This is a genomic window from Telluria sp. PB2R4 (assembly GCF_059685695.1).
On the sequence record NZ_JCASIC010000007.1, the window covers coordinates 66802 to 90549 of the forward strand.

Consider the following 23748-nt stretch of genomic DNA (forward strand, 5'->3'; position numbering starts at 1 on the left):
CAACCATTTACGACGGAAGATATCCAAGTTTGGGCCAGCAACCCTGGTTTATCAATATTACTCTGCCAGACGGCGCGACTTACCGTTACGAATATCGAGGATATCCCTATTATTACCCAGCCAATGCATCCGGCGCGACTACCGCCGGTGGATACCTCAATATGGACGTAGGGGGGTATATCGTTGCTACAATTGGGCAGCGGACGTATTGGTACGATCGAACGACATTGAATCTAATAAGCATCGCAGACAATGGCGTTGCCATATATAACTTCACCTACAACGGTGGATTGACAACTGTCACCGGCCTTGGTGGCAAGAAAATCACATACGGATGGACTAACGGACTTGTTACGACCGTCACGGATTCGTCGAACGCCGTTTGGACCTATAGTTACGATATCATAAACAAAAACTTGATTAAGGTAACCCCTCCAGCTGGGACGAGCGGTGGAATACGTGAATACCACTACGAAGACCCGATCAATAGAAAACTTTTGACTGGGATTACCGTCGACGGTGTACGCAAAACTAGAGTTGAATACCATGGGGATGGTAAGGTGAAGTGGAGCGGTGCGGCTAACAATGAGGCATGGGAAAAGTTCGATTACTCAGCATCCCCCCTCGCTACAACAGTTACGGATAGCCGGGGACAATCTATCGTATATCAGTTTGCGCAAGTAGGGAATACACGTCGCTTGCTCGCGGCAGATCGTGCATCAACCATTAGCTGTAATGCTTCTGCATCGGCGATACAGTACGCCTCAAACGGTTACGGAAATATCGAATCGATAACAGATTTTGAAGGAAATGTGTGGAAAGCAACGTATGTCGACACCGGACTCATCGATACCGAGATCTCAGACTGGAATTCTCCGGTGCAGGTAAAGAAGGTGCACACGTGGCAAGGTTTGAACCTGGCCAGTACAACAACTTACGATTCTCAAGGCTCCGCGCTTAACAGAGTTGTTTATGAACGCACGGCCGGAGGGCCCGCAACGGGCTATATCACGGCAATTGTAGAGACGGATCTAATAAACAACGTGACCCGGCGACAAAATTTTCTGTACGAACATCATCCTAACGGTGTCTTGAAGTATTTCGTAAGGCGAGACGTGCTAGATTCTGGAGAGGTAAGTACCGTTGATGAGTATGACGCCGCTGGACGGTTAATTAGCCAGTCGAACGCGTTAGGACAAATTGTTTCCTACTCAAACCACAATGCCCTCGGACAACCTCGTACATTTGTCGATTTGAATGCAAATGCGACGACCTATCAGTTTGATTCCGTGGGAAATCTGAAATCCTTTATTAGTCCGGGGTCTCTTGCAACTAGTTATACGTATAACGGAGACGGTGCTATAACGAAAATTTCACTGCCAAGTGGTAAAGCATTGGAATTTGGATATAGCCCAAGTGGACGCCTCGAAAAAGTCGGAAATGGCACAGCAGAGTTCGTCTCGCTTCCTCTTACTTTAAATGATATTACAAATAATCGCTCTATATCTAGATCGAAGCGAGTGGTGCCTAGCCTAGTAAGTAATACCCCGCAGGGAAATGTAAGCGGCGAATTTATTAATACAATCACTCGCGATTCTTTAGGCCGGTTGTGGAAAATCACCGGTAATCAAGGTCAGTCGACTACTTTTACCTATGATGGAAACGGTAATGTCAAGACCAGCACCGATGCGCTGAACCGGGTTACTGCTTACACCTATGGCCCTGGAGGAAGGGTTGCAACTATTACTAATGCGGATCTGGGGCAGATCACCTTTGCATATCATTATAGTGGTCTTTTAAAATCAATTACGGATGCTCGGCAGATGACGACATCGTATGAGTATAACGGCTTCGGTGACATCAAAAGTGAAGTTAGCCCATCGAGTGGGACATACGTTCATGAGTACGACACTGGGGGGCGTCTCACACAAACGACATTACCTGATCAATCAGTTATATCTTACACCTTTGATAGTCTAGATCGCATGACTGTGCGATGCCGTGCTGGAGAGTGTCACACGTATACCTACGATGGGGGCACGAATGGCAAAGGTTATTTAACTCAGGTGAATGATTGGACGGGGAGCACTAAATATCAGTACAACGCTTACGGTGCGTTGGTGAGTCAAATTAACGATATTTACGGGACAGTATTCACCACGTCGCGAACCTACGACGCGAAGGGTCGTCTCAGGACGATGACCTATCAAAACAATTTAGTCATTACATATTCTTACACGACAGCTGGTAACATCAGTTCCATTACGAGTAACGTTGCTAGCTTTCCGACTGTTGCAAGTTCCTTTGTGTATCAGCCCGCTACCGACGTTATCTCGGCATGGAAGTTTGGTAATGGGCTCTCGCGATTGATAACCTTCGATTCCGATTCCAGGATTTCTGAGTTATCGACACCAAGTAGACACAGTCTGAAGTTGGAATATTCCGTAGCCGATACCGTTGTAACGCTGACCGACAACGTTCATACCCCGACAACCACAACCTATGGCTACGATAGCGTTAATCGTTTGAATTCTGTAAGCCGCAGCGGGGACTGGCAAGTCTTTGCATGGGACCAGGCTGGTAATCAAACAAGTAGGCGGCGGGAGAACGTAGGAGATTTCACATATATCATGGATTCCAACAGCAGTCGCCTGGCAAATTTCAATGGTGCCGGAATATCACGGACCTTTGGCTACAGTTCCTCGGGTAATGTAAACAGTGAAGCAAGGATGGACGGTACTAGGGGGTACATTTACGGCGCATTTGATAGATTACGTGAGGTACAGGTCAACGGAGCGACAGTCGGTGACTACCGAAGCAATGCTTTTGACCAACGGGTTATAAAAATCGCTGGTAATCAGGCAACCTATTTTATCTATGGCGTTAACGGAGAGCTCATCAGTGAGGTTGGTGCACAAACCACCAATTATCTTTGGATAGGCAATGATCTGCTGGCTATTCATAGGGGAGGGCAGATTTATGCTAGTCACAACGACCAAATTGGCAGACCAGAGGTGCTCACGAACTCAGCCGGTACCATCGCGTGGCGCGCTCAAAACGCTGCCTTCGATCGTCGAGCTGTGATGGTGGACTCTGTGGGAGGTTTTAACATCGGATTCCCAGGTCAGTATTACGACGTAGAATCTGGTTTATGGTACAACTGGAACCGATATTACGATCCGATGCTGGGCCGTTACATCCAGAGCGATCCAATCGGGATGGTAGGTGGGATCAATGCATATGCATATGCAAGGGGGAATCCGGTCTCCTATGGGGATCTGACTGGAGAAGTCCCGATACCACTAATTACCGGTGGGATGGGATTTTTTGGAGGTATGATTGGATCCTTTATTACCCAGGTAGCAGCGGGGGGGCTGGAATGTGTTGACGGGAAGGCCATTGCGTTGGCCGGGGTCAGTGGGTTTGTCGCTGGAGCCGCGCTACCATATACTGCGGCTGGTGGACTGTCGGCCGCTGCCGCTGTTGGTGGCGCGGCAAATGTTGGCTCCTATTATGCAGGCAATGCCATGTCGGGTTCTAGCGGCACTGATCATGGTGTCGCTCAAGCGTTGTTCACTGGGATCATTGGTGGCGGAATGGGAGGCGCGTTTGCAGGGCCTGTATTCAAGAAGGGTGTGGCCCGCCTGTTCCAGCCGTCGGCACATCGGCAAATGATGGCCCGCAATGCAGGTGTTGGCAACTTTGCACGGACGCTAGGTGGGAACGCTCTTTCTAACGCTCCGACACGGGGATCAACTCCCGCGTGTGGGTGCGGCGCACAATAGAGGTAATCTATGAGTTTGTTTTCGGTAGTTTTAGCCTGTGCAGTAGGCTTTCTGCAGGGGTTTGTCGGAATTGCGACCACGTTTGCACTGGCTCGACCTTTTGCCGCGTTGATTGTTAAGGCCAATTTGCCGGATCACTCCTATTCGACTGCCGATCCGCGAACTCGGGTATTTGGTTGGATCTCTTACGTCATTTCAGTGGTATCGCTTATAGCGTTGCACATCGGGGTGATCGAAGCGACTCTTCGAGAATTGGCGGAAGGCGATCGGGTAATACGTTGGGAGCTGGGACAAGTTTGGGTCGTCGGTTGCCTCGCTGGGCTAGCATTGGCTCGGTGGCTTCCCGTACTCGAGTCGAAAATTCGTCGTATAGGGAGGACACTTTAGCTCGTTGCCGCGAGATTGGACGAGGGAATTTGGGGTGCGATATTAGGACATGTCCCCTTGCCACTGTGCGTCCGCTGCGGCGGTCTTCGCTCGGCGCGCAGCGGTTGTTCACGGCAATGGCGGCATTACCCAGCTTTCCACCCTGGCGTTTAGCTACGTGGCCAGCGCGGACATCCAGGGCTTGGTGCCGAGGCGCAGTGGCTGCGGACGCCTTTCCAGCGCTCGCTGCTGAATCGTCCACCAGTGCAGGTAATAGGCTGGATCTGGACTCAAGAAGGTCAGGTCGTGCTTGGCCAGGCTGCCCTGGACGAAGAGCTCGGTGAAGAGCGTCGCGGCGAAGAGCATCAGTATCGGCGCCGATGGTCTGTCCGCTTCCGGAGCGAATTCGAAACACGCATCCCACAACTCCGTAAAGCGCATGGCCGACAGCGGCCGGCCACCGCGCCACTTTGCCACATTACTCGCGAGATCTCCGCATCCCCGCAGTTGCAGCTATTCGACCATTTTTCCCGCGGCCGGGATTCGGCGCGGCCACTTGCGCCCAGGGCTCTCGCGCATCATTCGTATACATGCCGTGGCGTCAAGCCGTAAGCGTCAAACCAGCACCGTCTAGACACTGAACGGCGCGAGTCGCAAAGTAGTGCCTACTAAAATTTGGTGGGGACTATTTTGGGCAGCGAAGTTGAACACAGCAGGCGCCGGCGGAGCGCAAACTACCCGCTGGAATTCAAACGACAACTGGCGCAGAAGCGTGTGATTCGACGGTGAGTGTGTCGCAGCTGGCCCTGCAGCATGGCCTGCACACGAACATGGTGTTCCGCTGGCGACGCCAGTTGCAGGCCGGACTGCTCGACCAGGCCAAATTGATGCCGGTGACGCTGGCCCAGACACCGCCTATCAGCGATAGCGTGGCGGGTAGTGGGCAATCGAGATCCGCATCGGCGAGGCAGCGATACGTATCGAGGGCAGCCCGGATCCGGCGACGCTGATGCTGGTACTGAAGGGACTAGCCAGCGAGTTCCTTCTCGAGCAGCTTGTGCAAGGCCGCGAAATCCGGCTCGCCCACATACTGCTTGATGATCCTGCCCTGCTTGTCGATCACGAAGGTGGTCGGGGTCAGGGTAACGTCGCCGAACTGCTTGGCGATGTCGCCGGCCGAGTCGATGGCGACCTTGAAGGGCAGCCGGCGCGTCTCGCTGAAGTTCAGCACGTAGTTGGGCGGATCGTACTGCATCGCCACCGCCACGAACTCCAGGCCTTGCGCCTTGTACTTGTTGTAGGTCTCGACCATCTGCGGCATCTCCTTGACGCAGGTGACGCAGGAGGTCGCCCAGAAATTCACCATCACTACCTTGCCGCGCAGGGACTCGGTACTGATCTTGTCGCCGGCGATGCTGATGAAGGTGACGTTCGGCGCCGGGGTGCTGCTGTTGAACGAGGCGTAGCCGATGCCGGCCAGCGCCAGCACCACCGCGCACGCGGCGGCGGGCTTGATCCAGGGGCGGGAAGATGTAGTCATGGCGGAAGGGGATAAAAAAACGGCAGGACCGCAGTCCTGCCGTTGTGGGTTCAGCTCTGTGCCGGAGCGGCCGAGTTGGCGCGCGGGTCTTCTTCCTGGATGTACTCGAAGATCTTGACGACGCGGTTGACGCCGGCGACGCCCTTGGCGACGTCGGCCGCGATATTGCCTTCACGCGGCGTCACGAGGCCCATCAGGTAGACCACGCCGCGCTCGGTGGTCACCTTGAAGGCGGTGGCCGAAACGGTCTTCTTGTCGACCAGGCTGGCCTTGACCTTGGTGGTGATCAGCGCGTCGTTCGAGCGCGAGGTGTAGCTCGACGGGCCGGCGATCTCCAGCTCGTTGATCACGGAGACCACGTTGTCGATGGCGCGCACTTCGCGCTCGGCCGCCTGCTTCATGGCTTCGTCGCGCACCTCGCCGGTCAGCAGCACCTTGCGGTTGTAGCTGGTGACGTTGACGTGGCCGTTCTCGCCGGTAAGCTGCTGCATCTTGATCTCGGCCTTGACGTTGATCGACTTGTCCTCGGTTTGCATGCCGATGGTACGACGGTCGTTCGACGCCAGGGCGGTCGCCGCGGCCCCGCCCACCGCCAGGGCCACGCAGCCCGACAGCGAAGCCGCCAGTGCGGTACCCACAACGATTTTCGACAGCAGGCCGGCCAGCGGGCGCAGTTTGGTCATTCTTCTTCTCCTCCGAACAGTGCGACGTCGATGCCGTCGCAGATGCAGTGAATCGCGCACAGGTGGACTTCCTGGATGCGAGCGGTACGTGCGTGGGGCACGTTGATATGGATGTCGGCGTCGGTCAACAGCTTGGCCAGCGCGCCGCCGTCCTTGCCGGTGAAGGCGACGATGCGCATTTCGCGCTCCAGCGCCGCCTCGACCGCGGCCAGCACGTTGGCCGAATTGCCCGAGGTGGAAATCGCCAGCAGGACGTCGCCGGCCTGGCCGAAGGCCTGGACCTGCTTCGAGAAGATCTCCCTGAAGCTGTAGTCGTTGCCGACCGCCGTCATGATGGACGTGTCTGTGGTCAGGGCGATCGCCGGCAGCGGGAAGCGCTCGCGCTCGAAGCGACCGACGAGCTCGGCAGCAAAGTGCTGGCAGTCGGCGGCGGAACCGCCGTTACCGCAGGCCAGGATCTTGTTGCCGTTAGACAGGGCGCCGAACATCAGTTCGATGGCCTGCGAAATGGGTTGCGCCAGGGCCGGTGCCGACCTCATCTTGAGATCGGCGCTTTCCTGGAAGTGAGCGAGGATGCGTTGAGTATTCATAGCCGAGAATTATAGTGCAGTGGCAACCCAGGTCGGGCAACCACAGTAAAAATTGCTTACATTTAAAAGACGCGTGATTGTTCAGTTAATCACATCTTGCAGCCATTCCAACTGCTCGCCGTCAATGGCGACGACGTCGAAGCGGCAGGGCGGGGTGACGGGGAAGCGCAACAGGTACACTTGCGCCGCGCGCACCAGGCGGCGGATCTTGGCGGGAGTGATGCTGGCGGCCGCGCCGCCGTGTTCGCGATTGGCGCGCTGGCGCACCTCGACGAACACCAGGGTGGCGTCATCGCGCATGACCAGGTCGATTTCGCCACCCTTGCAGCGAAAATTCTCCTCGACCGGCGTCAAGCCGTGGCGGCGCAGGTAGCGCAGGGCGGTCCGCTCCCAGTCGCGGCCCCGGGCCTGGCTGGGCGACAAGCGCTGCGGCCACATGGTGAACCTGTCAGCGCCCGAAGGCGACCGTCTCGAAACTGCCGTCGCGGTAGACGGTGCCGGTCTCGACCCGGCGGAACGCGCCTGTGCCCATGTCGATCGACAGGCGGCCGGTCACGCCGTCCAGCTCGAACGGCGAACCGGGACGCAGGGCCACTTCGCGGGCGATGCGGAAGGCATCGATGCCCAGGGCGTACAGGCGCTGCATGTCGAAGCCGCCGGCGCCGCTGTCCCAGCGCGGATAGCTCGCCACCAGCGGATTCTCGGGCTGCACGGTCCAGGGCAGGTCGAGGATGCGGACGCCGACGAGTTCCGGCGCGCTCATCGCTGGATCGCGCCCCGGGTTGATCGAGGCGGTGCCGTAGGTCGGCAGCGAGGTGCCGATGGCGCTGCGCACCTGGCGCAGCTGCACCGCGTCGAGGGCGGCGAACACCAGCTGCGGCGGATCGACCTGCAGGCGCGCGCGCAGTTCGGCCAGCGCATTGGCGTCGACGTAGCCGTCGCTGCTAGGCAGGTCGACGGTCGCATTGCTCAGGCCCAGCTGCGCCCAGCGCGCGGTAAAGGCGCCGGACAGGCGCTGCTGCCAGGCAGCCTTGCCGGTGATGACAAGGGCGCGGCCGCCGGGTTGTTCCGCGGCGGCCCAGTCGGCCACCTGGCGTGCCTCGTCTTCGAGCGTCAGGCCGACCACCAGCAGCTGGCGCGGCAGCGGGCCGTCCGTTTGCGGGTGGTTGAGGGCAATGGTGGGTTTCGTTACCGCGCCGCTGCTGGCCAGCGCGGCCACGGCAGGACGCGCCAGCGGGCCGACCACGATATCGTTCTGCTCGGCCGCACGCGCATAGGCGTCGAGCGTTGCCTGTGAGGAATCGCCGGTGGGAATGACATTGACCGTCACGCCGCTGCGGTCGCGCTCGTAGCCGGCCATGAAGCCGGCACGCACCGCTTCAGCGGGCTGTCCCAGCGCGTCGGACTGCAGCGGCAGCAGCAGGGCAATACGTACCCCCTGGGCGCCTGGACGGTCGAGCCCGGAGGCCAGCGGGCGGCCTTCGGTGGGCGGCAGCAGTTCTACCGGATTGGTGCGGACGGGGGCGGCAGGCGGCGCCGGCATATAGGTGGGCTCGGCAGGCGGCGGGCTTGCACTCGGCGCGGCGGGCGCGCACAATCCGCCCGGTACACCGCATCCCATGTCTGGCGGCAACGGCGTGCTGGTGCAGCCGGCCAACAGGCTAATGACGGACGTTGCAAGCAGCGCCTTGAGATTTTTCTTCAGCATCGGAATCCCTTATGACAGAACAGCAGACCATCGACATCGCCCAGCTTCCCGTCATGGGCGAAGCGGCCCAGCAGTCCTATCCTACCGCAACGCTGTATATCGTGGCTACACCGATCGGCAATGTCACCGATATCACGCTGCGCGCACTGCACCTGCTTGCCCTCGCCGATGTCGTGGCTTGCGAAGATACGCGCAAGACCGGGGCGCTGCTGCAGCGCTTCGGGTTGAACAAGCAGACCATCGCCGCCCACATGCACAACGAGCGCGAGGTGGCGGACAAGATCGTCGAGCGCCTGCAGGGCGGCCAGCGCGTGGCGCTGGTGTCGGATGCCGGCACCCCGGGAGTGTCCGACCCGGGCGCGCGCATCGTCGACGCGGTGCGCACGGCAGGGCTGAACGTGGTGCCCCTGCCGGGGGCGTCGGCGGCGATTACGGCGCTGTCGGCAAGCGGCCTGGTGAACGACCGCTTCCATTTCGTCGGTTTCTTGCCGGCAAAACCGAAGCAGCGCGAAGCCGCCTTGGGCGAACTGGTGCGCGAGACGTCGACCCTCGTCATCTACGAAGCGCCGCACCGGATCGTCGAATGCGTGGAAGGATTGCAGGCCATCTTCGAGCCGGCCCGCCAGGTCGTGTTCGCACGTGAGTTGAGCAAGCTGTTCGAGGAGATTCACCGCTGCCCGCTGGGCGACGCGCTGGCCTGGGTCAAGGCCGACCAGCACCGCGAGCGCGGCGAATTCGTCGTGCTGGTGGCTGGCGCGGTGCTGGAGACCGACGCGCAGGATGCCGAGGCCGAGCGCATCCTGCAGATCCTCCTGAGCGAGTGCTCCGTGAAGCAGGCCGCCAGCCTGGCGGCGCAGATCACCGGGCGCAAGAAGAACGCGCTGTACGAGCGCGCCCTGCAGATCAAGGGCGAGTGATCAGCTGAGCTTCAGGCGAGCGCTTCTTTTGCAGCTTCTTCCGGCGTCAAGCCGTCGTAGAACTGGTCGGTGAACCACTCGACCTGTTCTTCGATATGTTCCTGGGCCTGCTCGACGGTAGCGCCGCCCGCCACCAGGAATTTCTCCACTTCGATGCACCACTGGATGAGTGCCAGCGTTTCTTCGTCCAGCTCTTCTTTCTTTGCCATGCCGGCTCCTGTCCTTGCGCAGTCGGCCGATCGGTGCGACCGGTTTTCCCAGTCATTTTACCGTAACGATCGGGGTGGAAGCCGTGAAGAGCGTGATACCGATTTGGATATCGGCACGCGCCAAAAAGTTATTGGTGCCTCGGTCAGGTCATGGCGCAGAATGTTAGCGCAACCATCACGGTGTTCCATAAGGCGACGACATGCGAAAAGAGAGCGGGAAGCGGTGCCATACGGGGATTGCGCTCGTCCTGGCCTTGGCAATGCCCGCCCTGGTTCGCGCCGCCGATGTGCATGCGGACGCGCAAGCGCGTGCCCGGGCACTGGTGGCGCAGATGACGATGGACGAAAAGATCGGCCAGCTGCTCAATGTCGCGCCCGCCTTGCCGCGCCTGGGCATTCCTGCCTATAACTGGTGGACCGAGTCCCTGCATGGGGCAATCGGACCTGTGCCCACGACAAATTTCCCGGAACCCATCGGGCTGGCAGCCAGCTTCGATGCGCCGCTCATGCAGGAGGTGGCCGCCGCGATCAGTGTCGAGGTACGCGCGCTGCACACGCTGGGACGCCAGGCGGGTCACCTGGGGCGCATCGGCACCGGCCTGAATACGTGGTCGCCGAACATCAATATTTTCCGCGATCCGCGCTGGGGGCGCGGCCAGGAAACCTTTGGCGAAGATCCGCACCTGACGGCGATCCTGGGCGTCGCCTATATCCGGGGCATGCAGGGACCGAATCCGGACCTGCCCCTCGTGGTCGCCACGCCGAAGCACTTCGCGGTGCACAGCGGGCCGGAATCGACCCGGCACTCGGCCAACGTGATGGTGTCGAAGCACGACCTCGAAGATACCTACCTGCCCGCCTTCCGCGCCGCCATCGTCGACGCCAGGGCCGGATCGATCATGTGCGCCTACAACCGCGTCAACGGCCAGCCGGCCTGCGGCAGCGATCTCCTGATGAAGGATGTGTTGCGGGGCGCCTGGGGCTTCAAGGGCTATGTGGTGTCCGACTGCGATGCGGTGACCGATATCTCGGAGCACCACAAGTACGCGACCGATCCGGCTGCGGCGGTCGCCGTGGCCCTGCAGGCCGGCACCGACAACGAATGCAGCACCAAAACGCTGGGCGAACCCCAGGACCTGGGCGCCCGTTACCGCGAAGCCTGGCAGCGCGGCCTGATCGGCATGGACGACATCGACCGGGCGCTGGTGCGGCTGTTCTCGGCCCGCTATCGCAACGGTGACCTCGCCGGACTCCCGCAGCGCGAACGCAAGGCCGTTCCCCTCGACGCGATCAACACGGCGGCGCACCAGGCGCTGGCGCTCAAGGCCGCGACCAACAGCCTGGTCATGCTGAAGAACGACGGCGTGCTGCCGCTCAAACCGGGTGTAAAGCTGGCCGTGATCGGTCCCCTGGCCGATGCGACCCGCGTCTTGCGCGGCAATTATTCGTCCACGATCTCGGCGCCGCCGGTGTCGGTCGTCGAGGGCCTGCGCCGCACCCTGCCGCAGGCGCAGGTGGCGCTGGTGCACGGCGCCGCGTCGATCACCGACGGCGATTTGGTGCCCGCTTCGGCCCTGCGCACGCCAGACGGGAAAGCCGGCCTGCGCGCCGAGTATTTCAACCGGACCGATGGCAAGATCGCCAGCCAACCGGTGGTCACCCGCATCGAGCACGGACTGCATTCGCATGCAGTCGCCCTGAAAGAGGTCACGGATCACAACCGGGTGGTCTGGACCGGCTACCTGGTGGCGCCGGAGACCGGTACCTACCGGCTCGGCGTGAGCGGCGTGCAGGGCGCGCTGACGGTCGGCGGCAAGCCCGCGGTCGAGGCCACCGCCTATTCGAAATGGGGCGAACCGCTGACGCTCGGCGAAGTCCGGCTCGAGAAAGGACAGCGCTATCCCTTGCGCTTCCATGCCGAGACCGGCTCCACCGGCGTACCCGGCCTGTACTGGAAACGCATCTCGACCGATCCCGACGCCGACTTCAAGGCGGGAACCGCCGACGCCGACGTCATCGTCGCCGTGGTCGGCCTGACGGCGGACCTGGAAGGCGAGGAGATGGCGGTGAAGGTCGAGGGCTTCGAGGGCGGCGACAAGACCTCGCTCGACCTGCCCGCCGACCAGCGCCGGCTGCTCGACCGCGCCAGGGCACTGGGCAAGCCCCTGGTCGTCGTCCTGATGAACGGCAGCGCGATCGACCTGTCGTGGGCAAAGGACCATGCCGCCGCCATCCCGGAGGCCTGGTATCCCGGACAGTCCGGCGGACTGGCGGTCGCCAATGTCCTGGCGGGCAAGTCCGATCCGGGCGGGCGCCTGCCCCTGACCTTCTACCGTGACCTGGCGGATTTGCCTCCCTTCGACGATTACGCAATGAAGGGCCGCACCTATCGCTACTACGCGGGCACGCCGGTCTATCCCTTTGGCGCCGGCTTGAGCTACACGACGTTCGGCTACGCGCCGCTGCGGATCGTGCCCGTCGACGGCGCGCTGGAGAACGGCGTGGTGGTCAGCACCGAGATCGCCAACACCGGCACCCGCGATGGCGACGAGATCGCCCAGCTTTACCTGACCCCACCAGGCTTCGAAGGCGCGCCGCGGCTTGCGCTGCGCGGCTTCCAGCGCGTGTCCTTGAGGCCAGGGGAGACGCGCCAGGTCAGCTTCCGGCTGTCGCCACGCGACCTGAGCTTCGTCACGCGCGACGGCATCCGGCAGCTGATGGCCGGGCAGTACCGGCTGAGCGTCGGTTCGGGACAGCCGCGAACGGGCGTGGCGGTGCAGGAAGCCCCGATGACGCTGAGCCGGACTGCGGTGCTGGAACAATAATCACTTGGAGAGGGGAAGAGACATGATGAAGACAATCCGCCGTGGCCTGGTTGCCGGGGTAGCGGGCTTGAGCTGCCTTCTGGCCGCGCCGGCGATGGCGCAGGACGACAGGATGACGCCGATCGCGATTCCGGCGCAAGCGAACGCGATCGTGCTGGGCACCGGCACGCTGCCGGGCGCCAGCGTTCAGGAGAGCTGGCACAGCCAGTACGGCAGCGTGTTCGCTCGCAACGTCACGGTCGCGACGCTGACGCCCTTCCTGCCCGACCCGGCAAAGGCGACCGGCGCCGCCGTGATCGTCGCCCCCGGCGGCGGCTTCCGTACGCTGTCGATGAACAACGAGGGCTGGGATGTCGCCCGGGCGCTTGCCGCCAGGGGCGTGGCGGCATTCGTCCTGAAGTACCGGCTCAACCAGACGCCGCAGGACATGGGCGAATTCGCGCAGTCGATGGCAAGGATGTTCGCGGACGGCGCGCGCGGCGCGGCGCGGCGGGCAAGCCAGCAGGATCCCGCCGTCGCCCTGGCGCCGCAGATCGCCGATGCGCGTGCTGCGTTTGCGCTGGTTCGCTCACGCGCCAAGGAGTGGCGGGTGGACCCCGGCCGCATCGGGATGGCGGGCTTTTCCGCAGGCGCGATGCTGACGATGGCAACGGCCCTGCATGGGCAGGATGCCAAGCCCGCCTTCATCGCCAACATCTATGGACCGCTGGCGGCGATGAAGGCGCCGCTTGACGCGCCGCCGCTGTTCATCGCGCTGGCCGCGGACGATCCGCTGTTCGGCAATGCCGGATACGGCCTGGTCGACAGCTGGCGCGCCGCGAAGCGTCCGGTGGAATTCCACCTCTACGAGCAGGGCGGCCATGGCTTCGGCATGTACGAAAAAGCGACCACCAGCACCGGATGGTTCGATAGTTTTGTACGCTGGCTGGACATGCACGCTTACCTGAAGCCGAAGAAAAGCGTATAAGCCCTCACCATTTGCACCCGTGATCCTTCTTGTCCATCATGAGGAACAGCGGCGCCAGCAGGCCGCCCGGCACCCCGTCCTTGCAGTCGCGCCGCTTGGCCTTCTTGATGGCTTTCGCGAACTTCGATTCGGTTTCCAGTGGCGGGTCGGGGAATTGCGCGTTCGCCAGTCCTTCGCGGCCGAGCCTGGTCTGCCCCGCCAGCTGCCGCGCGCTGAGCCTGGCGGCATCCAGGTCGAACTTCGGCGTATCGCCGCCGCTGTCCGGCACGGGTTCCGGCTGCTGCTGTACCGTGAACGGCTCGGCGGCGCTTTCCTGGGCAGGCGGCACGGCGATGATCGGCGCCGGCGCGGCCCGGCGTGCAGGGCGCGCAGGGCGTGGCGCCGCAGCCTCGGCAGGCAGGCGGGGCGCTGCCGCTACCTTGGGCGGTGATGGCGGCGGCGGCCGGATCGTCACTGTAATGGAAGAGGGCGCTTCAGGCGCGAACACCGACGGCCCCGCATGACGACCAGCAAACAGCAGCAGCAGGTGCACGGCAAGCGAGACGCCGACACCGGCCACGAAGCGCCTGTCCCCGCGCGGCATGCCCTCATGGACTGCAAGACTCACCATAGAGTCCGTTGTCGCATGATCATGATTGAATAATGCGAAAGAGAATACGGCGACCTGCTTATTTTGCCCTTAAGCCTTGACCTGAGCCCGCCGACACGATATTATCTCTGTCTTCGGAGTGTAGCGCAGCCCGGTAGCGCACCTGGTTTGGGACCAGGGGGTCCAAGGTTCGAATCCTTGTACTCCGACCAGCATTAAGAGAAAAGCCGACAGTGAAAACTGTCGGCTTTTTTCGTTCTGTGTTGTGTTTTCGTAGGGTGGGCGGCTATGCCGCCCACGCGTTCAAATCACATCCGAGCAGTCGTAACGACAGTTCAACCCCTTAGCCTGCGCGCTTCGCGGCAATCGCATTACCCGCCCGGCTTGCACCTTTGCGGCCCAGCTGCTGCGAAATGAACTGCCCGGCATCCACCACCGCGTCGAGATCGATGCCGGTCTCGATGCCCAGGCCGTTCATCAGGTAGACCACGTCTTCGGTGGCGACGTTGCCGGTCGCGCCCTTGGCATACGGGCAGCCGCCCAGTCCCGACACCGACGAGTGGAAGATTGCCACGCCCACTTCCATCGCCGCATAGATGTTGGCCAGGGCCTGGCCATAGGTGTCGTGGAAGTGGCCGGACAGGCGTTCGAGCGGGAATTCCCGGCTTGCTGCCAGCATCACGGCCTGGGTCTTGCGCGCGGTCGAGACGCCGATGGTGTCGGCGATGTCGATTTCGTCGCAACCGAGCTCGCGCATGCGGCGCACCACGTCGGCCACCGCTTCGAGCGGCACCTCGCCCTGGTAGGGGCAGCCGAAAGCGGTGCTGATCGAGCCGCGCAGACGCAGATTGTTGGCCTTGGCGGCGCGCGCCACCGGCTCGAAGCGTGCGATCGATTCGGCGATCGAGCAGTTGATGTTCTTTTGCGAGAAGGCTTCCGAGGCCGAACCGAAGATCACGACTTCATCCGCTTTGCTTGCCAGCGCCGCCTCGAAGCCCTGCATGTTCGGCGTGAGCGCCGAGTAGATCGTGCCCGGCAGGCGTTCGATGCCGGCCATGACTTCGGCGCTGGTGGCCATCTGCGGCACCCACTTGGGCGACACGAACGAGGCCGCCTCGACATTGGCGAAGCCGGCGCGCGCCAGGCGGTTCACCAGTTCGATCTTGACGGCGGCGGACAGCGCCTCTTTCTCGTTCTGCAGGCCGTCGCGCGGCCCGACTTCGACAATCTTGACCTTCTTCGGCAGGCTTGCTTGATTCATGCTCTTCAATATCCTAGGTCGCGGTCGACGATGTCGCCGACGGGTTGGCCGCTCTCGAGCGTCGCGATCTTGTCGGCGATCTGGAGGACGGCGTCGTGGCGCACGGTGAGCGCCGAGATATGCGGGGTGATGCTGATGCGCGGTTCGTTCCAGAACGGGTGAGGCGCCGGCAGCGGCTCGTGGCGGAACACGTCGAGGGTGGCGCCGGCGATGTGGCCGGAACGGATCAGGGTCATCAGGTCGGGCTCGGCCAGGATGGCGCCGCGCGAGACGTTGATCAGGTAGGCGCCCGGCTGCAGCTTGCCCATGTTGTGGCGGTCGAGCAGGTTGGATGTGTCGGGCGTGAGCGGCAGCATGCAGACCAGCACGCGGGTACCGCGCAGGAACGGATCCAGCCCCTCGAGGCCATGGAAGCATTCCACGCCCGGGATGTCCTTGGGCGTACGGCTCCAGCCGCGCACCGGGAAGCCGAACAGGCGCATCGCCTCGACCACCGGCAGGCCGAGTTTGCCCAGGCCCATGATGCCGACCGCGAATTCTTCTTTCGGGATGAGCGGCAGCGGGTCCCAGACACCGTGGCGCGCCTGCTGTTCGTAGTCGTCGAAGTGGCGGTAATAGCGCAGCACCGCATGCGCGACGTATTCCGCCATCTGCACGCCCATGCCGGCGTCGCCCAGGCGCACGATCGGTACCGGCGGCAGTGCCTCGCCCAGCTTGAGCAGGGCGTCGACGCCGGCGCCCATCAGGAAGATCGCCCTGACGTGCGCGAGCTGGTCCAGCAAGGCGGGCGTCGGGCTCCACACGACCGCGTAGTCGCAGGGCGGCAGGGCCGCACCTTCCTTCCATGCGACGGTTTCCACCTGAGGCATGATGGCCGCGAACTCGCGCGCCCACGGCTCGATCACGCCGTCTCCCCGATACAGGAGTATGCGCATGGTTTCCCCCTCTTGTCGTCTTCTTGTCGTTGTCAGGCTGCCTTGAACGCCAGCAGCGGCGCCCCATCCGCCACCTGGTCGCCGACCTGGTACAGCACTTCTTCCACCAGGCCGTCGCCCGGCGCGGAAATCGTGTGCTCCATCTTCATGGCTTCCATGATCACCAGCGGCTCGCCCTTCTTCACTTGCGTGCCGGCCGAGGCCAGCACCGCCACCACTTTACCCGGCATCGGCGCGGTCAGGCGCCCCCCCGCGGCCTCAGTCTCGCCGGCGTGCGCCATGGGATCATTGTACGACAGCGTGAAATGACGGCCACCGGTGAACACGTGGAACAGGTCGCCGTCGCGGCGCACGCTGCCGTGCAGCGAGGCCTCGCCCAGGCGGATGGTGAGCTCGGCGCCTTCGTGGCGGACCAGCTCCAGGGGCTGGCGCTCGCCGTTGGCCTCGATTTCCCAGCCGTGGGCGCCCGCGGTGGCATACATCAAGCCGACCTGGTAGCCCTCGGCGCCGCTGAACTCGTCCGCGAACGAGAGCGTGCGGCGGTAAGCGCTGTTCATGCGCCAGCCACGCGCCTGGGCCCACGGGTCAGCCGGGTTGACCGAACCACGCACGGTTTCGCCGCGGCTCAATGCCAGCGCGGCCATGGCCAGGGCGCCCAGCGGTGCGCTGGAGGGCGCCGGGAACAGCGTGTCGCCGTGGCGGTCGATCAGGCCGGTGTCCAGGTCGGCGCTCGAGAAAGCCTCGCCCTCGACCAGGCGTTTCAGGAAGGCGATGTTGGTGGCCAGGCCGACGATCTGGAACTCGCTGAGTGCCTGCGACAGGCGCGCCAGGGCCTGGGTGCGGTCGGCGCCCCAGACGATCAGCTTGGCGATCATCGGATCGTAGTAGGGCGAGATGGCGTCGCCTTCGCGCACACCCGAGTCCACCCGCACCGCGGCCGGATTCGTGCCCGAGGCACCCAGCTCGAACTCGACGGCGCTTGGGGTATCCATGTGGCGCAGCGTGCCGATCGACGGCAGGAAGCCTTTTTCCGGGTTCTCGGCGTACACGCGCGCCTCGATCGCGTGGCCATGGATCGCCAGTTCGCTCTGCTTCTTCGGCAGCGGCTGGCCGGCCGCCACGCGCAGCTGCCACTCGACCAGGTCGGTGCCGGTGATCATTTCGGTGACCGGGTGCTCGACCTGCAGGCGGGTGTTCATCTCCATGAAGTAGAACGAGCCGTCCTGGTTGGCGATGAACTCCACGGTGCCGGCGCCCACATAGCCGACCGCACGCGCGGCATTGACGGCCGCTTCGCCCATGGCGGCGCGGCGGTCCGCGGTCATGCCCGGTGCCGGCGCTTCTTCCAGCACCTTCTGGTGGCGGCGCTGCACCGAGCAGTCGCGCTCGTGCAGGTAGACGCAGTTGCCATGGGTGTCGGCGAACACCTGGATCTCGATGTGGCGCGGGCGGATCAGGTATTTCTCGACCAGCACCTTGTCGTCACCAAAAGAACTGATCGCCTCGCGCTTGCACGAGGCCAGCGCGGCCTCGAAGTCTTCCGAGCGCTCGACCACGCGCATGCCCTTGCCGCCGCCGCCGGCGCTGGCCTTGAGCAGCACCGGGTAGCCGATCCGGTCGGCCTGTTCGCGCAAGAAACCCGGCTCCTGGTTGTCGCCGTGGTAGCCCGGCACCAGGGGCACGCGGGCAGCCTCCATCAGCTGTTTTGCGGCCGACTTGGAGCCCATCGCGCGCATCGAGGAGCCCGGCGGGCCGATGAAGACCAGGCCGGCGGCCTGCACGGCTTCCGCGAACGCCGCGTTCTCCGACAGGAAGCCGTAGCCCGGGTGGATCGCCTGCGCACCGGTTGCTTGCGCCACCTCGATGATCTTCTGGCCTCTCAGGTAGCTGTCCTTGGCGGCGGCCGGGCCGATCAGCACCGCCTCATCGCAGACCGCCACGTGTTTCGACCCGGCGTCGGCTTCCGAATAGACGGCGACGGTGCGGATACCCATGCGGCGCGCGGTGGCGGCGACACGGCAGGCGATTTCGCCACGGTTGGCGATGAGGATTTTGGTGAACATGCGTTGGTCTTTCGCTTTTGGTTATCAGTTCATGGGCGGCCGTGTCTCCCCGGCCACCTTCGAAAAATCAGCAGCCGCAGGCAGCCTTCGGCGCCGATTCCAGCGTCGCGGCGCGCGTCTTGAGGCCCAGCTTCTCGAGCAGCACGCGGTCGTCGTCCGCTTCCGGGTTGCCGGTGGTGAGCAGCTTGTCGCCGTAGAAGATCGAATTGGCGCCGGCCATGAAGCACATGCTTTGCACGGCTTCGCCCAGCTCGCGGCGGCCGGCCGACAGGCGCACGCGCGCCTGCGGCATGGTGATGCGGGCCACCGCGATGGTGCGCACGAATTCGATCGGGTCGAGCTTTTCGATGCCGTGCAGCGGCGTGCCTTCGACCTGCACCAGGTGGTTGACCGGCACCGATTCCGGATACGGATTCAGGTTGGCCAGCTGGGCGATCAGGCCGGCGCGCTGTTCGCGCGTCTCGCCCATGCCCACGATGCCGCCGCAGCAGACCTTCAGGCCGGCGCTGCGCACGCGGCCCAGGGTGTCCAGGCGGTCCTGGTATTCGCGGGTCGAGATCACGTTGTTGTAGAAGTCGGGCGCCGTGTCGATGTTGTGGTTGTAGTAGTCCAGGCCGGCCTTCTTCAGCTGCTCGGCTTGTCCCTCTTCGAGCATGCCCAGGGTGGCGCAGGTTTCCATGCCCAGCGCTTTCACTTCGCGCACCATGGTTTCGACCTTTTCCATGTCGCGCTCTTTCGGGCTGCGCCAGGCGGCGCCCATGCAGAAACGGGTGGCGCCATTGGCCTTGGCTTCACGCGCCGCGTCGAGCACGGTGTCGAGGTCGAGGATCTTCTTGGCTTCGACGCCGGTGTCGTAGCGCGCCGCTTGCGGGCAGTAGCCGCAGTCTTCTTCGCAGCCGCCGGTCTTGATCGACAGCAGGGTGGCCAGTTCGACGTCGCCGTCCGGGAAGTTGGCACGGTGCGCGGTCTGGGCACGGTACATCAGTTCGTTGAACGGCAGCTCGAACAGGGCGAGCACATCGGCAAGCGGCCAGGTCGCGTTGTCCGCCTGCTTGATGGCGACAGGACGATGCAGCGAGATCGTATTTGAAGCAGCGGTATTGCTTTGGGACATCTTGTTTTCCTCAGGTCTGGACGCGCGGAGAATGCCAGCCCGGCAATCCCGCGAGGTCGATATATTCAGCGGCGGCTTGCGCCGTCGGGTCTTGCAGGCGGGGCACGTGGCCCAGCAGCGGCGCCGGAATGCGTTGTTCCAGCGCTTCGATGTTGTCAACCATGAAGCGCATCTCCGGGTCGACCGTGTTGGCGACCCAGCCGGCCAGCACCAGGCCGCGCGCCACGATCGCCTCGACCGTGAGCAGCGCGTGGCTGATGCAGCCCAGGCGCAGGCCCACCACCAGGATCACCGGCAGGTTGAGCTGGGCGGCCAGGTCGGCGCTGTCGAAATCGTCGTTGAAGGGCACGCGGAATCCGCCCACGCCTTCGACCACGACCGCATCCGAGGCCGCATGGATCTCGGTGTAGGCGGCCAGGATCGGCACCGCTTCGATGCGGACGCCCTCCAGCGCGGCGGCGATATGCGGCGCGGCCGGCTCCTTGAGCATGAAGGGCGTGGTGATGCTGCTTGGCAGGTGCACGTTGCCGGCGGCGCGCAGCATGTCGGCGTCTTCGTTGTGCAGTTCGCCATCGACCAGTTGCGCGCCGGCCGCGACCGGCTTCATGCCGCAGGCACGGCGGCCGCTGGCCGCCAGTTTATGCAGGATGGCGGCGGAGACCAGGGTCTTGCCGATCTCGGTGTCGGTGCCGGTGACGAAGCAGCAGAAGCGCAAGGGGATGGCGTCATGCGCCAGTGCTTCCGGCTTCGGTTCGGCGGCTTCCGCCTCCGCTACCGGCGCACCGGCGCTTCCGGGCGCCGTGACGACCGGCGTCAACGCCACTGGTTCGTTCAGGTTCTTCATGCAAAGGCCCTTTCCAATTCGTTCAGCGCGCGTGCCAGTGTTGCCACCTCGTCGTGGGTGTGGGCGGCCGACAGCGTCACGCGCAGGCGCGCCGTGCCTGGCGCCACGGTCGGCGGACGAATCGCAGGCACCCACAGCCCCTGCTCGTGCAAAGCGGCGGCCACGCGCAGCGCGTCCTTGTTGCTGCCGATGATGAGCGGCTGGATCGCGGTGTCCGACGCCAGCAGCTGCCAGCGCCGCGGCCGCAATGCATCCTGCAGGTGATCCACCAGCGCAGCCAGGTGGGCGCGGCGCTGCACGCCTTCTTCGCCGCCGATGATGTCGAGGCTGGCCTGCAGCGCATGGGCCAGCGCCGGCGGCGCGGCCGTGGTGTAGATGTAGGGGCGGGCGCGCTGCACCATCAGCTCGATCACGCTGGCATGCGCCGCAATGAAGGCACCGCCCACGCCGGCCGCCTTGCCGAGGGTGCCGATGTAGACCAGGTTGGCCGAAGACAGGCCGAAATGTTCGAGGGCGCCGCGGCCTCGTTCGCCCAGCACGCCGAAGCCGTGGGCGTCGTCCACCACCAGCCACGCGCCGTGGCGCTCGCACAATGCCAGCAATTGCGGCAGCGGCGCCAGGTTGCCGTCCATGCTGAAGACGCTGTCGGTGACGACGATTTTCGTCGCCGCCGTGCTGGCGCCCAGCTGCTGCTCCAGTGCGGCGACGTCGCCGTGCGGGTAGACGCTGACGCCGGCCCTGGCCAGGCGCGCGCCATCGATCAGGGAGGCATGGTTCAGCGCTTCCGAGAAGATCATCGCATCGGCATCCGCGCCGAGTGCGCTCAAGACCGCGAGGTTGGCCATGTAGCCGGTACACAGGTAGAGCGCGCGCGCCTGTTCGATGTGTGGGGCCATCCACTCGCCGAAGCGTTCCTCGAGCAGTGCGTGCGCACGGCTGTGGCCACTGACCAGGTGCGACGCGCCGCTGCCGGCGCCGTAACGCGCTGCGCCTTCCTGCAGCGCGCCGATGACGGCCGGGTGCGAGGCCAGGCCGAGGTAGTCGTTGCTGCAGAAAGCCAGCATGGGGCGGCCGTCGACGACCTGGCGCGGTGCGCAGGGGCTGTCGGCCACGCGCAGGCGCCGCGTCAGGCTTTGCGCAGCCAACGTGTCGAGCTTGCGGTCGATGCCTTTGATCAGGTCCATGGTGTTCAGCCCGCGATCACCGATTCGAAGACCTTCTGCGTGCGCGCAGCCAGGCCCGCTACGTCCTCGTCGTCCAGCACGTAGGGCGGCATCAGGTAAACGGTGCGGCCGATCGGGCGCAGCAGTAGTTCGTTTTCCACGGCGGTGGTGAAGAAGCGGCGCGCAAAGCTGGAGGCGCGCGCCGGATCAGGTTCCAGCGCGTCGAATGCGAAGATCATGCCGCGCTGGCGGAAGTGGCTGGCGCGCTCGTGTTCGGCAAGCGGCGCCAGCGCGATGGTCAGCTTGGTGGCCAACTCGCGGTTGCGGTTCAACACGTCGTCTTCTTCGAAAATGTCGAGCGTGGCCAAGGCCGCGCGGCAGGCCAGCGGGTTGCCGGTGTAGGAGTGCGAATGCAGGAAGCCGCGCGCGATGTCTTCGCTGTAGAAGGCCTGGTAGATGGAATCGACGGTGAGCACGAGCGACAGCGGCAGGTAGCCGCCGCTGATGCCTTTCGACAGGCACAAGAAGTCCGGCCAGATCGCCGCCTGTTCGCAGGCGAAGAAGGTGCCGGTGCGCCCGCACCCGACCGCGATCTCGTCGGCGATCAGGTGCACGTGGTGCTGGTCGCACAGTTCGCGCAGCAGTTCCAGGTAGAGCGGATCGTACATCGCCATGCCGGTGGCGCATTGCACCAGCGGTTCGACGATGATGGCCGCGATCCGGTCGCCGCGTTCCTCGAACAGGGTGCGCACGGCTGCAATGGCGCGGCGCGCCACGTCCTGGGCCGATTCGCCTTCTTGCGCATTGCGCGCGTCCGGCGCCGGCACCACGTGGGAGGCGCGCAGCAGCGGGCCGTAGGCATCCTTGAACAGCGGCACGTCGGTGACGCTGAGCGCGCCGATGGTCTCGCCGTGGTAGCTGCCCTGCAGGCAGACGAATTCCTGCTTGCCCGGATAGCCGGCATTGCGCCAGGCATGGAAGCTCATCTTCATCGCGATCTCGACCGCCGAGGCGCCATCGGACGCATAGAAGGCGTGACCGAGATTGTGGCCGGTAAGGGCGGCCAGCCTTTCGGACAGCGCGATCACCGGTTCGTGGGTGAAGCCGGCAAGCATCGCGTGTTCCAGCTTGTCCAGCTGGTCCTTCAGCGCCGCGTTGATGCGCGGGTTGGCATGGCCGAACAGGTTGACCCACCAGGAGCTGATGCCGTCCAGGTAGCGCCGGCCTTCATGGTCGTAGAGCCACGGACCCTTGCCATGGCTGACCGCGATCAGCGGCACCTCTTCGTGGTGCTGCATCTGGGTGCAGGGGTGCCACACGCTGCGCAGGCTGCGTGCGATCCAGTCGGAAGAGGTGTGCGGCTTCAATTCAACATCCAATGTCTGATAAAAACTCAGTTCAGCCAGGTCGGCTTGCGCTTCTCGAGGAAGGAAGCCACGCCTTCGCGGCCCTCCATCGATGCGCGGATTTCCGCGATGCGGTTGGCGGTATCGAGCAGCAGTGCATCGTCGACCGACTGGCCGACGACGTCGCGCACCAGCTTCTTGGCTTCGCGTACCGCATTCGGGCTGTTCGACGCCAAGCATTTCACGATGCCGGCGACGGTGGCGTCCAGTTCTTCAGGCGCGACCACTTCATGCGCGAAGCCGATACGGCGCGCCTCTTGGGCGTCGAAGCGCTCGGCGGTCAGGAAGTAGCGGCGCGAAGCCTGCTCGCCCATGGCCTTGATGACGTAGGGCGAGATGGTGGCCGGGATCAGGCCCAGCTTCACCTCGGACAGGCAGAAGTGCGCCACCTCGCTGGCGACCACGATGTCGCAGGCGGCCACCAGGCCCATGCCGCCGGCGTAGCAGTCGCCCTGCACCTTGGCGACCGTGGGCTTGGGGCACAGGTAGATGGTGCGCAGCATGTCGGCCAGGCGCGCGGCGTCCTGCTGGTTCTCGCTGTGCGAGTAGCCGGCCATCTTCTTCATCCAGTTCAGGTCGGCCCCGGCGCAGAAGGCCGGGCCGTTCGCGGCCAGGACGATGGCGCGCACCTGCTCATTGCGCCCCAGCTCGTCGAAGGCCAGCGCCAGTTCGGCGATGGCGTGTTCGTTGAAGGCGTTGCGGAGGTCCGGGCGGTTCAGGGTGACTGCTGCCACCTTATCGTCGATCGACACGGTCAGGGTTTGATATTCCATGATGTTCTCT

General features: G+C 63.5%; 20 protein-coding genes and 1 tRNA gene. 5 read left to right on the forward strand and 16 right to left on the reverse strand.

Going from position 1 to position 23748, the window contains the following annotated elements:
• Positions 1-29: 29 nt before the first annotated feature.
• Complete coding sequence (locus AC56LU_RS13270; RefSeq protein WP_497176075.1) at positions 30-3785, forward strand: RHS repeat-associated core domain-containing protein; 3756 nt, start codon at positions 30-32, stop codon at positions 3783-3785.
• A gap of 540 nt (positions 3786-4325) precedes the next feature.
• Here the strand turns inward: AC56LU_RS13270 and AC56LU_RS13275 are convergent.
• The 6 genes from AC56LU_RS13275 to AC56LU_RS13300 form a co-directional block, all read right to left on the reverse strand.
• On the reverse strand, positions 4326-4628 hold the full coding sequence (locus AC56LU_RS13275; RefSeq protein WP_497176076.1) for a hypothetical protein: 303 nt from the start codon (positions 4626-4628) through the stop codon (positions 4326-4328).
• A 550-nt stretch (positions 4629-5178) separates the two neighbouring features.
• Positions 5179-5691 carry a TlpA disulfide reductase family protein gene (locus tag AC56LU_RS13280; protein ID WP_497176077.1) on the reverse strand — a complete coding sequence of 171 codons (513 nt, stop codon included), beginning with the start codon at positions 5689-5691 and terminating at the stop codon, positions 5179-5181.
• Between the two features lie 50 nt (positions 5692-5741).
• Positions 5742-6374 (reverse strand): BON domain-containing protein, encoded by a 633-nt coding sequence (locus AC56LU_RS13285; RefSeq protein WP_497176078.1) that lies wholly within the window; start codon positions 6372-6374, stop codon positions 5742-5744.
• The gene (locus tag AC56LU_RS13290) at positions 6371-6964 is read right to left on the reverse strand and encodes a phosphoheptose isomerase (RefSeq protein ID WP_497176079.1); all 594 of its coding nucleotides are present in this window, start codon (positions 6962-6964) and stop codon (positions 6371-6373) included. Before AC56LU_RS13290 ends, AC56LU_RS13285 begins: the two co-directional genes overlap by 4 nt.
• Before the next feature lie 81 nt (positions 6965-7045).
• On the reverse strand, positions 7046-7402 hold the full coding sequence (locus tag AC56LU_RS13295) for a YraN family protein (protein ID WP_497176080.1): 357 nt from the start codon (positions 7400-7402) through the stop codon (positions 7046-7048).
• A gap of 10 nt (positions 7403-7412) precedes the next feature.
• Positions 7413-8672, reverse strand: a complete 1260-nt coding sequence (locus AC56LU_RS13300; RefSeq protein WP_497176081.1) for a penicillin-binding protein activator — start codon at positions 8670-8672, stop codon at positions 7413-7415.
• 11 nt (positions 8673-8683) lie between these two features.
• Here AC56LU_RS13300 and rsmI point away from each other — a divergent pair, with 11 nt between their 5' ends.
• Entirely contained in the window at positions 8684-9589 is a 906-nt protein-coding gene (rsmI, locus tag AC56LU_RS13305; RefSeq protein ID WP_497176082.1) for a 16S rRNA (cytidine(1402)-2'-O)-methyltransferase, read from the forward strand.
• Between the two features lie 11 nt (positions 9590-9600).
• Here rsmI and AC56LU_RS13310 read toward each other — a convergent pair whose 3' ends face one another.
• Positions 9601-9798: a hypothetical protein gene (locus tag AC56LU_RS13310; protein WP_497176083.1), complete on the reverse strand. Its 198-nt coding sequence runs from the start codon at positions 9796-9798 to the stop codon at positions 9601-9603.
• 260 nt (positions 9799-10058) lie between these two features.
• On the opposite strand from AC56LU_RS13310, the gene AC56LU_RS13315 reads away from it, so the two are divergent.
• Together AC56LU_RS13315 and AC56LU_RS13320 are read left to right on the forward strand one after the other, a co-directional pair.
• On the forward strand, positions 10059-12623 hold the full coding sequence (locus AC56LU_RS13315; RefSeq protein ID WP_497176084.1) for a glycoside hydrolase family 3 C-terminal domain-containing protein: 2565 nt from the start codon (positions 10059-10061) through the stop codon (positions 12621-12623).
• A gap of 22 nt (positions 12624-12645) precedes the next feature.
• Positions 12646-13590, forward strand: a complete 945-nt coding sequence (locus AC56LU_RS13320; RefSeq protein WP_497176085.1) for an alpha/beta hydrolase — start codon at positions 12646-12648, stop codon at positions 13588-13590.
• Between the two features lie 4 nt (positions 13591-13594).
• Here the strand turns inward: AC56LU_RS13320 and AC56LU_RS13325 are convergent, their stop codons facing one another.
• Positions 13595-14197 (reverse strand): hypothetical protein, encoded by a 603-nt coding sequence (locus tag AC56LU_RS13325; RefSeq protein ID WP_497176086.1) that lies wholly within the window; start codon positions 14195-14197, stop codon positions 13595-13597.
• A 117-nt stretch (positions 14198-14314) separates the two neighbouring features.
• Here AC56LU_RS13325 and AC56LU_RS13330 point away from each other — a divergent pair.
• Positions 14315-14391, forward strand: a tRNA-Pro gene (locus AC56LU_RS13330).
• Positions 14392-14522: 131 nt separating this feature from the next.
• Here AC56LU_RS13330 and AC56LU_RS13335 read toward each other — a convergent pair.
• The 8 genes from AC56LU_RS13335 to AC56LU_RS13370 form a co-directional block, all read right to left on the reverse strand.
• Positions 14523-15440: a hydroxymethylglutaryl-CoA lyase gene (locus AC56LU_RS13335; RefSeq protein WP_497176087.1), complete on the reverse strand. Its 918-nt coding sequence runs from the start codon at positions 15438-15440 to the stop codon at positions 14523-14525.
• A 5-nt stretch (positions 15441-15445) separates the two neighbouring features.
• Positions 15446-16375: a 2-hydroxyacid dehydrogenase gene (locus tag AC56LU_RS13340; RefSeq protein ID WP_497176088.1), complete on the reverse strand. Its 930-nt coding sequence runs from the start codon at positions 16373-16375 to the stop codon at positions 15446-15448.
• Positions 16376-16407: 32 nt separating this feature from the next.
• Positions 16408-18438, reverse strand: coding sequence for an acetyl/propionyl/methylcrotonyl-CoA carboxylase subunit alpha (locus tag AC56LU_RS13345; protein WP_497176089.1), 2031 nt, complete (start codon positions 18436-18438; stop codon positions 16408-16410).
• A gap of 67 nt (positions 18439-18505) precedes the next feature.
• Positions 18506-19552, reverse strand: a complete 1047-nt coding sequence (gene bioB / locus AC56LU_RS13350; protein WP_497176090.1) for a biotin synthase BioB — start codon at positions 19550-19552, stop codon at positions 18506-18508.
• Positions 19553-19562: 10 nt separating this feature from the next.
• Entirely contained in the window at positions 19563-20396 is an 834-nt protein-coding gene (gene bioD / locus AC56LU_RS13355) for a dethiobiotin synthase (RefSeq protein ID WP_497176091.1), read from the reverse strand.
• Entirely contained in the window at positions 20393-21580 is a 1188-nt protein-coding gene (bioF, locus tag AC56LU_RS13360) for an 8-amino-7-oxononanoate synthase (RefSeq protein WP_497176092.1), read from the reverse strand. The genes bioD and bioF overlap by 4 nt, the downstream gene beginning before the upstream one ends.
• A gap of 5 nt (positions 21581-21585) precedes the next feature.
• A complete protein-coding gene (gene bioA / locus AC56LU_RS13365; RefSeq protein WP_497176093.1) occupies positions 21586-22926 on the reverse strand; it encodes an adenosylmethionine--8-amino-7-oxononanoate transaminase in 1341 nt (446 codons plus the stop codon).
• 26 nt (positions 22927-22952) lie between these two features.
• Entirely contained in the window at positions 22953-23738 is a 786-nt protein-coding gene (locus AC56LU_RS13370; RefSeq protein WP_497176094.1) for an enoyl-CoA hydratase/isomerase family protein, read from the reverse strand.
• Between the last annotated feature and the right edge of the window lie 10 nt (positions 23739-23748).